The following is a 14,243-nucleotide window of genomic DNA, read 5'->3' as shown; positions in this document are numbered from 1 at the left end:
TCAGGCGTCGGGCGGTACGTCCTCAGTCCAGTCCGTCGCCGAGCCGGCGCAGCAGAGCGGTGAGCTGCTCGACGTCGGCGGGATCCCAGGTGGACAGGCGGCGCCGCCACCGCGCTGTCTGTTCGCGCTGCAGTGCGGTCAACCGTTCCCGGCCGTCGGCGGTGAGCGCGACGAGCCGTGCGCGGGCGTCGTGCGGATCCGGCGTCCGCTCGACCAGCCCGAGCCGGACGGCGGCGTCGATGCGTCGCGTCAACGTCGACTTCTCGATCGCGAGATCGCGGAGCAGCTCCGACATCGCCACCGCGTCCGCGCGGCCGAGCAGCACCAGCAGCGGGTAGCACGCGGGATCCAGCTGGGGGTGGACGGCGCGGGCCCGCACCCCCATCTGGTCCCGGCCGCGGCGCATCAGCGCCATGAACTCGTGTTCGAGTGCGGTGATCGGATCCACGGAGCCGGCGGCTCCCGGGTCCGCGGAGCCGGCGGCTCCCGGGTCCGGGGACACCTGGGGGACGTGCCGGGTCACCGGCCGCGTCAGACGGTGAACCCGAGCGCGCGCAACTGCTCGCGACCGTCGTCGGTGATCTTGTCCGGTCCCCACGGCGGCATCCACACCCAGTTGATGCGCAGCTCGTCGCACAGTCCGCTGCGGACGAGGGCGTTGCGGGACTGGTCCTCGATGACGTCGGTGAGCGGGCAGGCCGCCGACGTGAGCGTCATGTCGATGGTGACGGCGTCGTCGTCCTCGGAGATGCCGTAGACCAGGCCCAGGTCGACGACGTTGATCCCGAGTTCGGGGTCGACGACGTCGCGCATCGCCTCCTCGAGCTCGTCGTACCGCTCGGGATCGAGGGCGGGGGACGCGTCCGGGGCGGCGGGGGCGGTCTCGTCCGCCGGGGTCACGGGTTCGGTCATCAGTTCTGTCCTCCACTGGCTACGGGTGCGGTCCGGTGAGTGCTGTCGGTGCCGTCGGTGATCTGCACGACGGCGTCCTTGAACGCCATCCAGCCCAGCAGCGCGCACTTCACGCGCGCCGGATACTTCGAGACCCCGGCGAAGGCGATGCCGTCGCCGAGCACGTCCTCGTCACCCTCGACGGTTCCCCGGCTGCCGACCATCTCCGCGAACGCGTCGACGGTGGCCAGGGCGCGGTCCAGCGGGAGCCCGATCACCTGGTCGGTGAGCACCGAGGTCGACGCCTGGCTGATCGAGCAGCCCTGCCCGTCGTAGGAGACGTCCGCGACGGTGCCGTCGCCGGCGAGCTGCACCCGCAACGTCACCTCGTCGCCGCACGTGGGGTTGACGTGGTGCACCTGCGCTCCGTAGGGCTCGCGCAGGCCCCGGTGGTGCGGGTGCTTGTAGTGGTCCAGGATGACCTCCTGGTACATCTGTTCCATCCGCATCAGCGTGCTCCGAAGAAGTCCTGGGCCCGGCGGATCGCCGCACCGAGCGCGGCCACCTCGTCGAGCGTGTTGTACACGGCGAAGGAGGCCCGGGCGGTCGCCGCGATCCCGAATCGGCGGTGCAGCGGCCACGCGCAGTGGTGACCGACGCGGATCTCGACGCCCTCGTCGTCGAGGATCTGTCCGAGGTCGTGCGCGTGGATCCCGTCGACGACGAACGACACGGCCCCGCCGCGCTGCTCGGCCGTGGTGGGGCCGACGATCCGCACGCCGTCGATGCCCGCGAGTTCGGCCAGGGCCGCCGCGGTGAGCTCGTGCTCGTGCGCGGCGACGGCGTCCATGCCGATCTGCTGCAGGTACCGCACCGCGGCACCGAGTCCGACGGCCTGCGACGACATCGGCGAGCCCGCCTCGAAGCGCTGAGGTGGCGGCGCGAACGTCGAGGCCTCCATGGTGACGGTCTCGATCATCGAGCCGCCGGTGATGAACGGTGGCACGTCGGCGAGCAGCTCGCGGCGTCCGTAGAGGACGCCGACGCCGGACGGGCCGAACATCTTGTGGCCCGAGAAGGCCGCGAAGTCGACCCCGAGCGCGTGGAAGTCCACGCCCATGTGCGGCACCGACTGGCAGGCGTCGAGCACGACGACCGCGCCGACGGCCTTCGCGCGCCGCACCAGCTCCTCGACCGGCGCCACGGCCCCGGTGACGTTGGACTGGTGGGTGAAGGCGACGACCTTGACCCGGTCGGTGAGCTCGAGGGAATCGAGATCGATGCGGCCGTCGTCGGTCACCCCGTACCAGCGCAGCGTGGCGCCGGTGCGGCGGGCGAGTTCCTGCCACGGCACCAGGTTGGCGTGGTGTTCGAGCTCGGTGACGACGATCTCGTCGCCGGGCCCGACCCGCCGGGGGAACCGGGCGTCGGCGAAGGCGTAGGCGACGAGGTTGAGCGACTCGGTGGCGTTCTTGGTGAACACCAGCTCGTCCGCGTCCGCGCCGACGAAGTCGGCGATCACGGCGCGGGCACCCTCGTAGGCGTCGGTGGCTTCCTCGGACAGCTCGTGCGCTCCCCGGTGCACGGCCGCGTTGCAGGTGGTCAGGAACGCCCGTTCGGCGTCGAGGACCTGCGTCGGGCGCTGCGAGGTGGCCCCGGAGTCGAGGTAGACCAGGGGTTTCCCGTCGCGCACCGTGCGCCCGAGGATCGGGAAGTCGGCCCGGATCCGGGCGACGTCCACCGTGGGCACCTGCACCGTCATCGGCTCACCGTTCCTTACTTGTCGGCACCCGCGGCCGCGGCGGCCTGGGTGAAGCGCACGTAACCGTTCGTCTCGAGTTCGTCGGCGAGCTCCGGGCCGCCGGACTCGACGACGCGGCCACCGACGAACACGTGCACGAACTGCGGCTTGATGTAGCGCAGGATGCGGGTGTAGTGGGTGATCAGCAGCACGCCGCCGTGCTCGCGTTCCTGGTAGCGGTTGACGCCCTCGGAGACCACGCGCAGGGCGTCGACGTCGAGGCCGGAGTCGGTCTCGTCGAGGATGGCGATCTTCGGCGCGAGCAGGCCCAGCTGGAGGATCTCGTGGCGCTTCTTCTCGCCGCCGGAGAAGCCCTCGTTGACGGACCGGTCGCCGAACGCCGGGTCGATGTCGAGTTCGGTCATCGCCGACTTGACCTCCTTGACCCAGTGGCGCAGCTTCGGGGCCTCACCGCGGACCGCGGTCGCGGCGGTGCGCAGGAAGTTCGACATGGACACGCCCGGGACCTCGACGGGGTACTGCATGGCCAGGAACAGGCCGGCGCGGGCCCGCTCGTCCACGCCCATCGCGAGCACGTCCTCGCCGTTGAGGGTGATCGACCCGGAGGTCACCTCGTACTTGGGGTGGCCGGCGATGGCGTACGACAGGGTGGACTTGCCCGAGCCGTTGGGGCCCATGATGGCGTGGGTCTCCCCGGACCGGACGGTGAGGTTCACGCCCTTGAGGATGTCGATCGGCTCGGCGTTGTCGTCGGTCTGGGCGACGCGGACGTGCAGGTCCTTGATCTCGAGGACGTTCTGCTCGGTGGACATGTCGGTAACGGTTCCTTCGCGAATATGGGAGAACGGGTGGGGGTCAGGCGCCGACGGCGGCGAGTTCGGCCTCGATGGCGGCCTCGAGCCGCTCCCGGACGGCGGGCACGGTGATCTTCTCGACGAGTTCGTGGAAGAACCCCCGGACCACCAGCCGGCGGGCCTGCTCCTCGGAGATGCCGCGGGCACGCAGGTAGAACAGCTGCTCGTCGTCGAACCGGCCGGTGGCGCTGGCGTGGCCGGCACCGACGATCTCGCCGGTCTCGATCTCGAGGTTGGGCACCGAGTCGGCGCGAGCCCCGTCGGTAAGCACCAGGTTGCGGTTGAGCTCGAAGGTGTCGGTGCCCTCGGCCTCGGCGCGGATGAGCACGTCCCCGATCCACACCGTGTGCGCGTCCGGCTTGCCGGAGCCGGGATCGCCCTGCAGCGCCCCCTTGTACACGACGTTGGACTTGCAGTGCGGCTGCGCGTGGTCGACGAGCAGGCGCTGCTCGAGGTGCTGGCCGGCGTCGGCGAAGTACAGGCCGAGCATCTCGGCGTCGCCGCCGGGTGCGTCGTACCGGACCGTCGGGGACACGCGCACGAGGTCACCGCCGAGCCCGACGGTGAAGTGCCGCAGCACGGCGTCGCGGCCGAGGCGGGCATGGTGGGCCGCCACGTGCACCGCGTCGTCGGCCCAGTCCTGGACGGCGACGATGTTCAGGCGCGAGCTGTCGCCGAGGACGAACTCGACGTTCTCGGCGTAGGTGCCGGAACCGCGCTGGTCGAGGACCACGGTGACCGACGCGAACGGCTCGAGCCGCAGTTGCAGGTGCCCGAACGCGACCTTGCCCTCGCCGGGGCCGGTGACGGTGATCGTGACGGGCTCGGGAACCTCGACCTCGCGGCCGACCGTGACGACGGTGGCGGTGGTGAAGCCCGAGTAGGCCTGGGCGGCGACGCGGTCGGCGGGCACGCCGCCCTCGCCGAGGCGGGTGTCGTCGCGGCCGACGGTCTCGACCTGCACGCCGTCCACGGGGGTGACCTCCACGGTGGCGGTGCCGTCGGCGACCGCGGTGCCGTCGTGCAGGCCCCGCAGGCGGCGCAGCGGGGTGAATCGCCACGCCTCGTCGCGGCCGGAGGGGATCTCGAAGGCGTCCACGTCGAACGACGTGAACACCTCCCCCTTGTTCACGGCCGGCCCGGCGGCCTTCTCCGAGCGCGCGGCTCCCTGCACCCCGGTGGCGACGACCGGCGAGCCGGTGGCGGGGGTGTTCTTCGCTTCCGCAGTCATTTAGCCGACTGCCCCTTCCATCTGCAGTTCGATCAGGCGGTTGAGCTCGAGCGCGTACTCCATCGGCAGCTCCTTGGCGATGGGCTCGACGAAGCCACGCACCACCATCGCCATCGCCTCGTCCTCGGTCAGGCCGCGGCTCATCAGGTAGAACAGCTGATCGTCGGAGACCTTGGAGACGGTCGCCTCGTGCCCCATCGTCACGTCGTCCTCACGGATGTCGACGTACGGGTAGGTGTCCGAGCGGGAGATCTGATCGACGAGCAGCGCATCGCACTTGACGGTCGACTTCGACCCGTGCGCGCCCTTGTTGACCTGCACCAGGCCGCGGTAGGAGGCGCGTCCACCGCCGCGGGCCACGGACTTCGACACGATGGTCGAGGAGGTGTGCGGCGCCAGGTGCAGCATCTTCGCGCCGGTGTCCTGGTGCTGGCCCTCGCCGGCGAACGCCACGGAGAGCACCTCGCCGCGCGCGTGCTCGCCCATCATCCACACGGCCGGGTACTTCATGGTGACCTTGGAGCCGATGTTGCCGTCGATCCACTCCATCGAGCCGCCGGCCTCGACCTTGGTGCGCTTGGTGACGAGGTTGTAGACGTTGTTCGACCAGTTCTGGATCGTCGTGTAGCGGCAGTGCCCGCCCTTCTTGACGATGATCTCCACCACCGCCGAGTGCAGCGAGTCCGACTTGTAGATCGGGGCGGTGCAGCCCTCGACGTAGTGCACGGAGGCGCCCTCGTCGACGATGATCAGGGTCCGCTCGAACTGGCCCATGTTCTCGGTGTTGATCCGGAAGTAGGCCTGCAGCGGGATGTCGACGTGCACGCCGGGCGGGACGTAGATGAACGAGCCGCCCGACCACACGGCGGTGTTCAGCGCGGAGAACTTGTTGTCGCCGGCCGGGATGACCGACCCGAAGTACTCCTTGAAGATCTCGGGGTGCTCGCGCAGGCCGGTGTCGGTGTCGAGGAAGATCACGCCCTGGGACTCGAGGTCCTCACGGATCTGGTGGTAGACCACCTCGGACTCGTACTGGGCGGCGACCCCGGCGACGAGGCGCTGCTTCTCGGCCTCGGGGATGCCGAGCTTGTCGTAGGTGTTCTTGATGTCCTCCGGCAGTTCTTCCCAGCTCGTGGCCTGCTTCTCGGTGGAGCGCACGAAGTACTTGATGTTGTCGAAGTCGATGCCCTCGAGGTTCGAACCCCACCCCGGCATCGGCTTCTTCTCGAAGGTGCGCAGCGCCTTGAGGCGGATGTCGAGCATCCACTCGGGCTCGTTCTTCTTCGCGGAGATGTCGCGCACGACCGCCTCGGACAGCCCTCGCTGGGCCGTGGCGCCGGCCGCGTCGGGATCCGACCAGCCGTAGCCGTAGTGACCGAGGGACGCGATGGTCTCCTCCTGTGTCAGCGGCGCGCCGGCCGACGCCTGATCCGATGTGACGGTCATGTGAGCTCCTTCCGGAGTCTTGTTCGGTGCCGGCGAGGGCTGGTCGCCGGCGGACAACGTCGTGCTTCTGTCGGGGATGTGCGGGTCCTGCTCAGGTCTTCCGGGCGTCCGACGGCGGCACCGGCACGTGGGTGGTGCAGAAGCTGTCGCCGTTGGCGATGGTCGCCAGCCGCTGGACGTGGGTGCCGAGAATCCGGGTGAACGCCTCGAGCTCGGCCTCGCAGAGCTCGGGGAACTGCTCGGCGACGTGCGAGACCGGGCAGTGGTGCTGGCAGATCTGCACGCCGGTGCCGACCCGCCGGGTCGAGGCCGCGAACCCCGCATCGGTGAACGCCGCCGCGATGTCCTCGGCGGTGTCCTCGATCTCGGCGCCGCTCCCGGACTCGACCGGGGTGACCCCGCCGAGCAGGGACTGCACGCGACGCCGGGCGAAGTCCTCGACCGCCGCCTCGCCGCCGACCTCCCGCAGGTGCCGCATCGCGGCGCTGGCCAGGTCGTCGTAGGAATGCCCCAGCCGTGCCCGGCCCACCGCGGTGAGCTGGAAGCGGCGCGCCGGCCGTCCCCGCCCCCGGCCCTCCCGCCGAGGTGGCGGAGCCGCCTGGGCCTCGCCGGTGTCGATGAGGGCGTCGAGGTGGCGGCGCACCCCGGCCGCGCTCAGTCCGAGACGGGCGCCGATCTCGGTGGCCGTGATCGGTCCCTCCTCGAGCAGCAGCTGCACCACCGCCGCCCGGGTCTGCCCCTCGTGGGCGCCCGGCACCTGGGCGACCGGCAACCCGGCAGGCGGATGACCTGCGCGTTCCCCGTGCACCCCGGTATCGGACGTCGTTTTCACAACACCAGTGTGACGGAATTGCCCCGGCCGGTCTACAAAGGGTGCCCTACCTTACAGGCGGCAAAGTCCCGGTTTCCGTCCCCGCTACGCTGCTCGCGTGCCGTCCACCGTGGAACCCGACCCGACCGGGCCGGCGCCGAGCCGCTGCGCCGCGGCCCTCGGGGCCCGCGCCGCCGAACTCGGCCGGCGCGCCCTCGGACTCGACGGGCGCGGCGGCGGCCCCGCCGTGGCCACGATCCTGCACGGCGACGAACTCGAGGGGCGTGGTCTCGACGCCACCGAGACCACCCAGCTGCACCGCATCCGGCTGTTCGGCGCGACGGGCACCGTGCTCATGGCGGTCGGCGCGCTCGGCGCGGGAGCGCAGCCGGTGCTGCAGAACCCCGTCCAGGGCCTGCGGGTGCTCGGGCTGCCCGCGCGCATGCCCAGCGCCGCGCTGACGCTGACCATGACGGGCACCGTGCTGGTGGTGCTGGCCTGGCTGCTGCTCGGTCGCTTCGCCGTCGGCCGCCGCGACCCGGACGGGGTGCCCCGACGCCTGAGCCGGTCCCAGCTCGACCGCACCCTGCTGCTGTGGATCCTGCCGTTGACGGTGGCGCCCCCGATGTTCAGCAAGGACGTCTACTCGTATCTGGCGCAGAGCGAGATCGCCGCCCGCGGCCTCGACCCCTACGGGATCGGCCCCGCCGGCGCCCTGGGGGTCGACCACGTCCTGACCCGCACCGTGCCCAACATCTGGCGCGACACGCCGGCGCCGTACGGGCCGGCGATCCTGTGGCTCGGGCAGCGGATCACCGACCTGACGGGCGAGAACATCGTCGCCGGGGTGTTCCTGCACCGCGTGACCGCGCTCGCCGGGGTCGCGCTGATCGTGTGGGCGCTGCCGCGGCTCGCGCGCCGCTGCGGTGTCGCCGCCGTCAGCGCCCTGTGGCTCGGTGCGGCCAATCCCCTGCTGCTGTTCCACCTCGTCGCCGGCATCCACAACGAGGCCCTGATGCTCGGTCTCATGCTGGCCGGTCTCGAGCTGGCGCTGCGCGGCATCCACACCGCCGATCCGGCGGCGCCGCTGCGCGGCCGGGCGCTGGGCTGGCTGCTGGCGGGCTCCGCGGTGATCGCGCTGTCGGCGATGGTCAAGGTGCCGTCGCTGCTCGCCCTCGGCTTCGTCGGGATGGCGCTCGCGCACCGCTGGGGCGGCACCGTGCGCGCGGTGGTCTCCGCCGCCGCGTTGCTCGCCGTGGTCGCCGTCGTCGTCGTGGGCGCGGTCAGCTGGGGCAGCGGGCTCGGGTTCGGCTGGACGCAGACCCTCGGGACCGCGACGGAGGTGCGCAGCTGGATGTCCATCCCGACGCTGCTCGGCCTGGGCACCGGCCTGGCCGGGGTGTTGCTCGGTCTCGGTGATCACACGACCGCGATCCTGTCGCTCACCCGGCCCGTCGCCGCGCTGATCGCGGCGCTGGTGACGGTGCGGATGATGCTGGCGGTGCTCACCGGCCGGCTGCATCCGGTGGGCGCGCTCGGGGTGTCCCTCGGCGCGATCGTGCTGCTGTTCCCGGTGGTGCAGCCCTGGTACCTGCTGTGGGCGGTGATCCCGCTGGCCGCGTGGGCCACCCGGCCGATCTTCCGGCTCCCCACCGTGGCGTTCTCGTCGCTGGTGAGCGTGATCCTGATGCCCAACGGCGGCGAGTACCAGCCGTTCATCATCGTGCAGGCGGCCATCGCGACGGTCGTCGTGGTGGGGCTCGCGATCTTCGCCACCCGCAACCGGCTGCCCTGGCGCGACGAGGACGACGCACCACCGCGTCCCGCCGATTCGCCCGGCGCCTACGCTGGAACCTCGTGACCTCGAGATCCCCCGTCGCTGCGCCGCCCGCCGTCCGCCTCGAGGGCGTCGTCAAGCGGTTCGGCGACCTCACCGCCGTCGACGGGCTCGACCTGACCGTCGACCGCGCCCAGGTGCTCGCGCTGCTCGGCCCCAACGGTGCCGGCAAGACCACCACCGTGGAGATGTGCGAGGGCTTCGTCACCCCCGACTCCGGGACCGTGCGGGTCCTCGGGCTCGACCCGATCGCCGACTCCGAGGCCCTGCGCCCGCGGATCGGGGTCATGCTGCAGGGCGGCGGCGCCTATCCGGGGTCCAAGGCCGGGGAGATGCTCGATCTGGTGGCCGCCTACTCCGCGGATCCGCTCGATCCGGCCTGGCTGCTGCGCAGCCTCGGGCTCGAGGAGGCACGGCGCACCCCCTATCGGCGGCTGTCCGGCGGGCAGCAGCAGCGGCTCGCGCTGGCCTGCGCCCTCGTCGGCCGGCCCGAACTCGTCTTCCTTGACGAACCGACCGCCGGTCTGGACGCGCAGGCGCGGCTGCTGGTGTGGGAACTGATCGACGCCCTGCGGCGCGACGGCGTCGCGGTGCTGCTCACCACGCACCTGATGGACGAGGCGGAGGAACTCGCCGACGAGGTCGTCATCATCGATCACGGCCGGATCGTGGCCGCCGGCACCCCCGCCGAGGTCGCCAGCACCGGCGCGGAGGGCCAGTTGTGGCTCACCGCCGCCCCGGGGCTGGATCTCGCTCCCCTGCGTGCCGCGGTGACGGACGCGTTCCGGGTGCGCGAGGCCGGTCCCGGCCGGTATCTCGTCGAGGGCCCCATCGATCCGCAGGTCGTCGCGGCGGCCGCCGCGTGGTGCGCCGACCAGGGTGTCCTGGCCCGCGAGATCCGGGTGGACCAGCGCAGCCTCGAGGACGTGTTCCTGGACCTGACCGGACGGGAGATCCGCGGATGAGCACCTCGCACGAGCGCCTGGCGGCGAACCGGTTCGCGCCCGGCACCTTCGCTCCCGCGCCCCGCCCGAACGGCCCGGCGGGGATGCTCGCCGCGCAGACCCGCATGGAGCTGGTGCTCCTGCTGCGCAACGGCGAGCAGCTGCTGCTGACGATGTTCATCCCGATCACCCTGCTGATCGGGCTCACCCTGCTCCCGATCGGCGATCTGGGCGAGGCCCGCGTCGAGCGCGTGCTGCCGGCGGTGATGATGGTCGCGGTGATGTCGACGGCGTTCACCGGGCAGGCCATCGCGGTCGGATTCGACCGCAGATACGGTGCATTGAAAAGACTCGGCGCCACCGCCCTGCCGAAATGGGGCATCATCGCAGGCAAGAGCGGTGCGGTGGCCCTCGTCGTCGCACTGCAGTCGATTCTGCTGGGCGGCATCGGTCTCGCCCTCGGCTGGCGCCCGGACCCGGTCGGGCTGCTGCTCGGCGCCGCCGTCATCGCCCTGGGCACCGTGACGTTCGCCACCCTGGGTCTGCTGCTCGGCGGCACCCTGCGCGCCGAGATCGTGCTGGCGCTGGCCAACATCATCTGGTTCGTGCTGCTCGGGATCGGCAGCGTCGTCCTCGCCGGCGGCGGTCTGCCCGATGCGGTGGTGCATCTGGCGCGCCTGGTCCCGTCCGGGGCGCTCGCCCTCGCCCTCGACGCGGCGCTGCGCGGCAGCGTCGACTGGCTGGCCGTGGCGATCCTCGGCGCGTGGGCGGCCGCCGGCGGGGTCCTGGCGAGCAGACTGTTCCGGTTCGTCTGACCGGCACCCCACTACAGGCTGTAGTGGACCGGCCCGTACCATCGTCGATGTGCTGTATCGCGGCTTCCTGCGCCTTGTCGACCGTCTGCCCCTGCCGTCCCTGCGGACCCAGCGGCTGCTCGCGCTGATCGCGATCCTGACCCAGGGCGGCATCGCCGTGACCGGGTCGATCGTCCGCGTGACCGCGTCCGGCCTGGGGTGCCCCACCTGGCCCCAGTGCTTCCCGGGCAGCTTCGTGCCCGTCGGTGTCTCCGAGGAGGTCGCCACCCTGCACCAGGTCGTCGAGTTCGGCAACCGGCTGCTGACGTTCGTCGTCGTCGCGTCCGCCGCGGCGGTCGTGCTGGCCGTGACCCGGGCCCGGCGCCGCCGCGAGGTTCTCGTCTACGCGTGGCTGATGCCCGCCGGCACCGTCCTGCAGGCCGTCATCGGTGGCATCACCGTGCTCGCCGGCCTGGCCTGGTGGACCGTCGCGGTGCACCTGCTGGCGTCGATGCTGATGGTGTGGCTGGCGGTGCTGCTGCATGCGAAGGTCGGCGAGCCCGACGACGGGGCGGTCGTGGAGACGATCCCGCGCCCGCTCCGGACCCTGACCGCGCTGTCCGCCGTACTGCTCGCCGGGGTGCTCGTCGCGGGCACGATGGTCACCGGCGCCGGCCCGCACGCCGGCGACAAGAGCGCCGATCGGCCGGTGCCGCGCCTCGAGATCGACATCGAGTCCCTGGTGCACCTGCACGCCGAACTGCTCGTCGGATACCTCGGCTTGCTCGTCGGCCTCGCCTTCGCGCTGTACGCCGTGGCCGCGCCGCAGGCGGTGAAGACGCGCCTGCACGTGCTGCTCGCCCTCGTCGTCGCCCAGGCCCTCGTCGGGGTCGTGCAGTACTTCACCGACGTGCCCGCCGCCCTCGTCGCCGTGCACGTCGCCGGCGCCGGGCTGTGCACGGCCGCGACGGCAGCGGTGTGGGCGGCGGGACGGGTCCGCACCACCGAACCGGCCCGCGAACCGGTCGCCGTCTGACCCCCGGGCGCACGCGCGCCGGAGAAACGGTTCCGGGGGCCACCCAGGACGGGTGACCCCCGGAGCCGTTCGAGGATCGGTCAGCGTTCGTTGCGGGCCCGCGGGAACCGGGTCTGACGGGCCACCCAGCCGGCCATCTTCTTCCAGTGGCCCTGCTGCGGCGTCGCGATGCTGGTCACTTCGCGATCCCACTCCGAGACCGTGACGCCGGGCAGCGCCTCGACCACCGCGTGCGCCGTGGCGAGATCGCGCACCACCCGGTCGCCGAGCACCCCGTCCTCGGCGACGACGGTGATGCGCACCGCGCCCCGCGCGACCGGCTGCAGCACCGCCTTGGCGGAGCCACCGTGCGCGGCGACGAAGCTGCGGAGGGATTTCACGATGTCGGCCGGTGCGGCCACGACCTGAGTATCGGCGCTCATGCCTGCAGAATACTGTGAACGTATGCGTGCAATCGAAGTGGCACGGTTCGGCGGCCCCGAGGTGCTCACCCCCGTCGAGCTCCCCGCTCCCGAGCCGGGGCCGGGCGAGCTGCTGGTCCGGACCGACGCCGTGGGCGTCAACTACATCGACACCTACTTCCGCACCGGGCTCTACCCCCGGGAGTTGCCGTACATTCCCGGATCCGAGGGCACCGGACGGGTCGTCGCGGTCGGTGAGGGCGTGGGCGGCGTCGCGGTCGGCGATCGGGTGAGCTGGGCAGCGGCCGACGGTTCCTACGCCGAACAGGTGCTCGTGCCGGCGGCGGTGGCGGTGCCCGTGCCCGACGCGGTTCCCGCCGAGCAGGCGGCGTCGGCGCTGCTCCAGGGCATGACCGCGCACTACCTGCTCAATTCGACGTATCCGGCGCAGCCCGGCGAGACCGTGCTCGTGCACGCGGGCGCCGGTGGGGTGGGCCTGCTGCTCACCCAGCTCGCCGCCGCGAAGGACGTGCGGGTGATCACGACCGTCTCCTCCGACGAGAAGGAAACCCTCTCGCGCGGCGCGGGCGCCGCCGAGGTGCTGCGCTACACCGACGACCTCGCCGAGCAGGTCCGGGATCTCACCGGCGGGGAGGGCGTCGCGGCGGTCTACGACGGCGTCGGCGCGGCCACGTTCGAGTCGTCGCTCGCCTCGCTGCGCATCCGCGGCACGTTGGCGCTGTTCGGCGCGGCCAGCGGTCCGGTGCCGCCGTTCGATCTGCAGCGGCTCAACCCCGCCGGCTCGCTGTACGTCACCCGGCCGACCCTCGCGCACCACGTGCGCACCCGCGAGGAGCTGATGTGGCGGGCGGGCGAGGTGTTCGCCGCCGTCGCGGACGGGACCCTCACCGTCCGGGTCGGCGCGCGGTACCCGCTGGCACAGGCGGAGCAGGCACACCGCGACCTCGAGGCCCGTCGCACGACCGGCTCGATCGTGCTGCTCCCCTGAAGGTCCGCTCCGGGCGGAAGTACCGCTTCCGTCGCTCTCCGGCAGCGGACGGTACATTCGCCGGGTCCCGGAGCCGCGCGGAAGGCGGATCAGAAGAACGAGGCGATGGTGCGCAGGTCGAGCACCGAGTCCACGGCCAGGCCCAGGCACACCAGGGCGAGGTAGTTGTTCGACTGCAGGAACAGCTTGAGGGGCTTGACCGCCGCCCCGCCCCGGACGCTGCGGTACAGCTGATGCGCGACGAGCAGGAACCAGGCGCCGGCGGCGACGGTCACCGCCGCGTACACCAGGCCGGCGGCCGGCACGAGCACCAGCGTCGCCAGGACGGTCGCCCAGGTGTAGAGCAGGATCTGCTTGGTGACGTGCTGCTCGCTCGCGATCACGGGCAGCATGGGCACGCCGGCGGCCTTGTAGTCCTCCTTGTACCGCATCGCCAGCGCCCAGGTGTGCGGCGGTGTCCAGAAGAAGATCACCAGGAACAGCACGATCGGTTCCCAGCTCAGCGAGCCGGTGACCGCGGCCCAGCCGACCATCACGGGCATGCACCCGGCGGCCCCGCCCCACACCACGTTCTGCCAGGTCCTGCGCTTGAGGACCATCGTGTACACCAGGACGTAGAAGGCGATCGTGGCGACCACGAGCAGGCCGGCGAGCAGATTCGCCCGCCACCACAACCACAGGAACGACACGACGCCGAGCACCGCGCCGAACACGAACGCGTGCCGGGTCGGGACGGCCTGCCGGGCCAGCGGCCGCAGCGCCGTCCGCTTCATGACCTTGTCGATGTCGGCGTCGACGACGCAGTTGAGGGCATTCGCGCTCGCCGCACCCATCCACCCGCCGAACAGGGTGCTCGCGATGAGCACCAGGTCCACCTCGCCGCGGTCGGCGAAGAGCATCGCCGGGATCGTCGCCACCAGCAGCAACTCGATCACGCGCGGCTTGGTCAGCGCGATATAGGCGAGCACCGTGCCCGAAACGCGTCCCCACATCGTGTCGGGGCGAGGCGGTCCAGGTGCCTCGGGGGCGCCGAAGCCGTGACCTCCCGGCCGTTGCCCTGCCCGCACCCTGTCTCCTTGCACCACGCGATTACGCACCTTCGCTCGCCGTCGCTCTACTACGAACGATGGTAGACGTCGCGCAGGCCCGGACCGAATCGACCCGCAAAGCGCAGCACATTACTCTGGAGGGGCGCTCGAGGCTCTCGCGCCCGCACGCTCCCCGTAT

The 14,243-nt window shown here is 71.7% G+C and carries 15 protein-coding genes; 5 read left to right on the top strand and 10 right to left on the bottom strand.

Annotated features, from left to right (window positions below; translation table 11 throughout):
- Positions 1 to 22: 22 nt before the first annotated feature.
- The 8 genes from QNA09_RS10910 to QNA09_RS10875 form a co-directional block, all read right to left on the bottom strand.
- Positions 23 to 523, bottom strand: a complete 501-nt coding sequence (locus QNA09_RS10910; RefSeq protein ID WP_202637527.1) for a MarR family winged helix-turn-helix transcriptional regulator — start codon at positions 521 to 523, stop codon at positions 23 to 25.
- 8 nt (positions 524 to 531) lie between these two features.
- Positions 532 to 912, bottom strand: coding sequence for a metal-sulfur cluster assembly factor (locus QNA09_RS10905; RefSeq protein ID WP_010595076.1), 381 nt, complete (start codon positions 910 to 912; stop codon positions 532 to 534).
- Complete coding sequence (gene sufU / locus QNA09_RS10900; RefSeq protein WP_010595077.1) at positions 912 to 1,400, bottom strand: Fe-S cluster assembly sulfur transfer protein SufU; 489 nt, start codon at positions 1,398 to 1,400, stop codon at positions 912 to 914. The genes QNA09_RS10905 and sufU overlap by 1 nt, the downstream gene beginning before the upstream one ends.
- A complete protein-coding gene (locus QNA09_RS10895; RefSeq protein WP_010595078.1) occupies positions 1,400 to 2,653 on the bottom strand; it encodes a cysteine desulfurase in 1,254 nt (417 codons plus the stop codon). Before QNA09_RS10895 ends, sufU begins: the two co-directional genes overlap by 1 nt.
- A 14-nt stretch (positions 2,654 to 2,667) precedes the next feature.
- A complete protein-coding gene (gene sufC, locus QNA09_RS10890) occupies positions 2,668 to 3,465 on the bottom strand; it encodes a Fe-S cluster assembly ATPase SufC (RefSeq protein ID WP_119699773.1) in 798 nt (265 codons plus the stop codon).
- 43 nt (positions 3,466 to 3,508) lie between these two features.
- Positions 3,509 to 4,738 (bottom strand): Fe-S cluster assembly protein SufD, encoded by a 1,230-nt coding sequence (gene sufD / locus QNA09_RS10885; RefSeq protein WP_017682206.1) that lies wholly within the window; start codon positions 4,736 to 4,738, stop codon positions 3,509 to 3,511.
- Entirely contained in the window at positions 4,739 to 6,184 is a 1,446-nt protein-coding gene (sufB, locus tag QNA09_RS10880; protein ID WP_040271542.1) for a Fe-S cluster assembly protein SufB, read from the bottom strand.
- A gap of 91 nt (positions 6,185 to 6,275) precedes the next feature.
- Positions 6,276 to 7,016 (bottom strand): metalloregulator ArsR/SmtB family transcription factor, encoded by a 741-nt coding sequence (locus QNA09_RS10875; RefSeq protein WP_228287153.1) that lies wholly within the window; start codon positions 7,014 to 7,016, stop codon positions 6,276 to 6,278.
- Between the two features lie 97 nt (positions 7,017 to 7,113).
- On the opposite strand from QNA09_RS10875, the gene mptB reads away from it, so the two are divergent.
- Genes mptB through QNA09_RS10855 form a run of 4 tightly spaced genes read left to right on the top strand, consistent with a single transcriptional unit; the run spans position 7,114 to position 11,606 of the window.
- Positions 7,114 to 8,856, top strand: coding sequence for a polyprenol phosphomannose-dependent alpha 1,6 mannosyltransferase MptB (gene mptB / locus QNA09_RS10870; RefSeq protein WP_010595085.1), 1,743 nt, complete (start codon positions 7,114 to 7,116; stop codon positions 8,854 to 8,856).
- On the top strand, positions 8,853 to 9,797 hold the full coding sequence (locus tag QNA09_RS10865) for an ABC transporter ATP-binding protein (protein WP_010595086.1): 945 nt from the start codon (positions 8,853 to 8,855) through the stop codon (positions 9,795 to 9,797). The genes mptB and QNA09_RS10865 overlap by 4 nt, the downstream gene beginning before the upstream one ends.
- Positions 9,794 to 10,591: an ABC transporter permease gene (locus QNA09_RS10860; protein WP_119699772.1), complete on the top strand. Its 798-nt coding sequence runs from the start codon at positions 9,794 to 9,796 to the stop codon at positions 10,589 to 10,591. Before QNA09_RS10865 ends, QNA09_RS10860 begins: the two co-directional genes overlap by 4 nt.
- Positions 10,592 to 10,640: 49 nt before the next feature.
- The gene (locus tag QNA09_RS10855) at positions 10,641 to 11,606 is read left to right on the top strand and encodes a heme A synthase (RefSeq protein ID WP_010595088.1); all 966 of its coding nucleotides are present in this window, start codon (positions 10,641 to 10,643) and stop codon (positions 11,604 to 11,606) included.
- 80 nt (positions 11,607 to 11,686) lie between these two features.
- On the opposite strand, the gene QNA09_RS10850 is transcribed toward QNA09_RS10855, so the two are convergent.
- Entirely contained in the window at positions 11,687 to 12,028 is a 342-nt protein-coding gene (locus QNA09_RS10850; RefSeq protein WP_010595089.1) for a hypothetical protein, read from the bottom strand.
- 22 nt (positions 12,029 to 12,050) lie between these two features.
- On the opposite strand from QNA09_RS10850, the gene QNA09_RS10845 reads away from it, so the two are divergent.
- A complete protein-coding gene (locus tag QNA09_RS10845) occupies positions 12,051 to 13,016 on the top strand; it encodes a quinone oxidoreductase (RefSeq protein ID WP_010595090.1) in 966 nt (321 codons plus the stop codon).
- Positions 13,017 to 13,105: 89 nt separating this feature from the next.
- Here the strand turns inward: QNA09_RS10845 and QNA09_RS10840 are convergent, their stop codons facing one another.
- Complete coding sequence (locus tag QNA09_RS10840) at positions 13,106 to 14,083, bottom strand: heme o synthase (RefSeq protein WP_026138082.1); 978 nt, start codon at positions 14,081 to 14,083, stop codon at positions 13,106 to 13,108.
- Between the last annotated feature and the right edge of the window lie 160 nt (positions 14,084 to 14,243).

Source organism: Rhodococcus sp. AH-ZY2, from assembly GCF_030916465.1.
GTDB classification, from domain to species: Bacteria; Actinomycetota; Actinomycetes; order Mycobacteriales; family Mycobacteriaceae; genus Rhodococcus; species Rhodococcus ruber.
Note: the sequence above shows the minus strand (reverse complement) of the source record. Positions and strands in the feature narration are given on the sequence as shown.

What these genes read in the sequence shown, in the direction of transcription:
- QNA09_RS10905 (WP_010595076.1), bottom strand. Translation starts at nt 912, where the DNA reads ATGACCGAACCCGTGACCCCGGCGGACGAGACCGCCCCCGCCGCCCCG.
- sufU (WP_010595077.1), bottom strand. Translation starts at nt 1,400, where the DNA reads ATGCGGATGGAACAGATGTACCAGGAGGTCATCCTGGACCACTACAAG.
- QNA09_RS10895 (WP_010595078.1), bottom strand. Translation starts at nt 2,653, where the DNA reads ATGACGGTGCAGGTGCCCACGGTGGACGTCGCCCGGATCCGGGCCGAC.
- sufC (WP_119699773.1), bottom strand. Translation starts at nt 3,465, where the DNA reads ATGTCCACCGAGCAGAACGTCCTCGAGATCAAGGACCTGCACGTCCGC.
- sufD (WP_017682206.1), bottom strand. Translation starts at nt 4,738, where the DNA reads ATGACTGCGGAAGCGAAGAACACCCCCGCCACCGGCTCGCCGGTCGTC.
- sufB (WP_040271542.1), bottom strand. Translation starts at nt 6,184, where the DNA reads ATGACCGTCACATCGGATCAGGCGTCGGCCGGCGCGCCGCTGACACAG.
- QNA09_RS10860 (WP_119699772.1), top strand. Translation starts at nt 9,794, where the DNA reads ATGAGCACCTCGCACGAGCGCCTGGCGGCGAACCGGTTCGCGCCCGGC.
- QNA09_RS10850 (WP_010595089.1), bottom strand. Translation starts at nt 12,028, where the DNA reads ATGAGCGCCGATACTCAGGTCGTGGCCGCACCGGCCGACATCGTGAAA.
- QNA09_RS10845 (WP_010595090.1), top strand. Translation starts at nt 12,051, where the DNA reads ATGCGTGCAATCGAAGTGGCACGGTTCGGCGGCCCCGAGGTGCTCACC.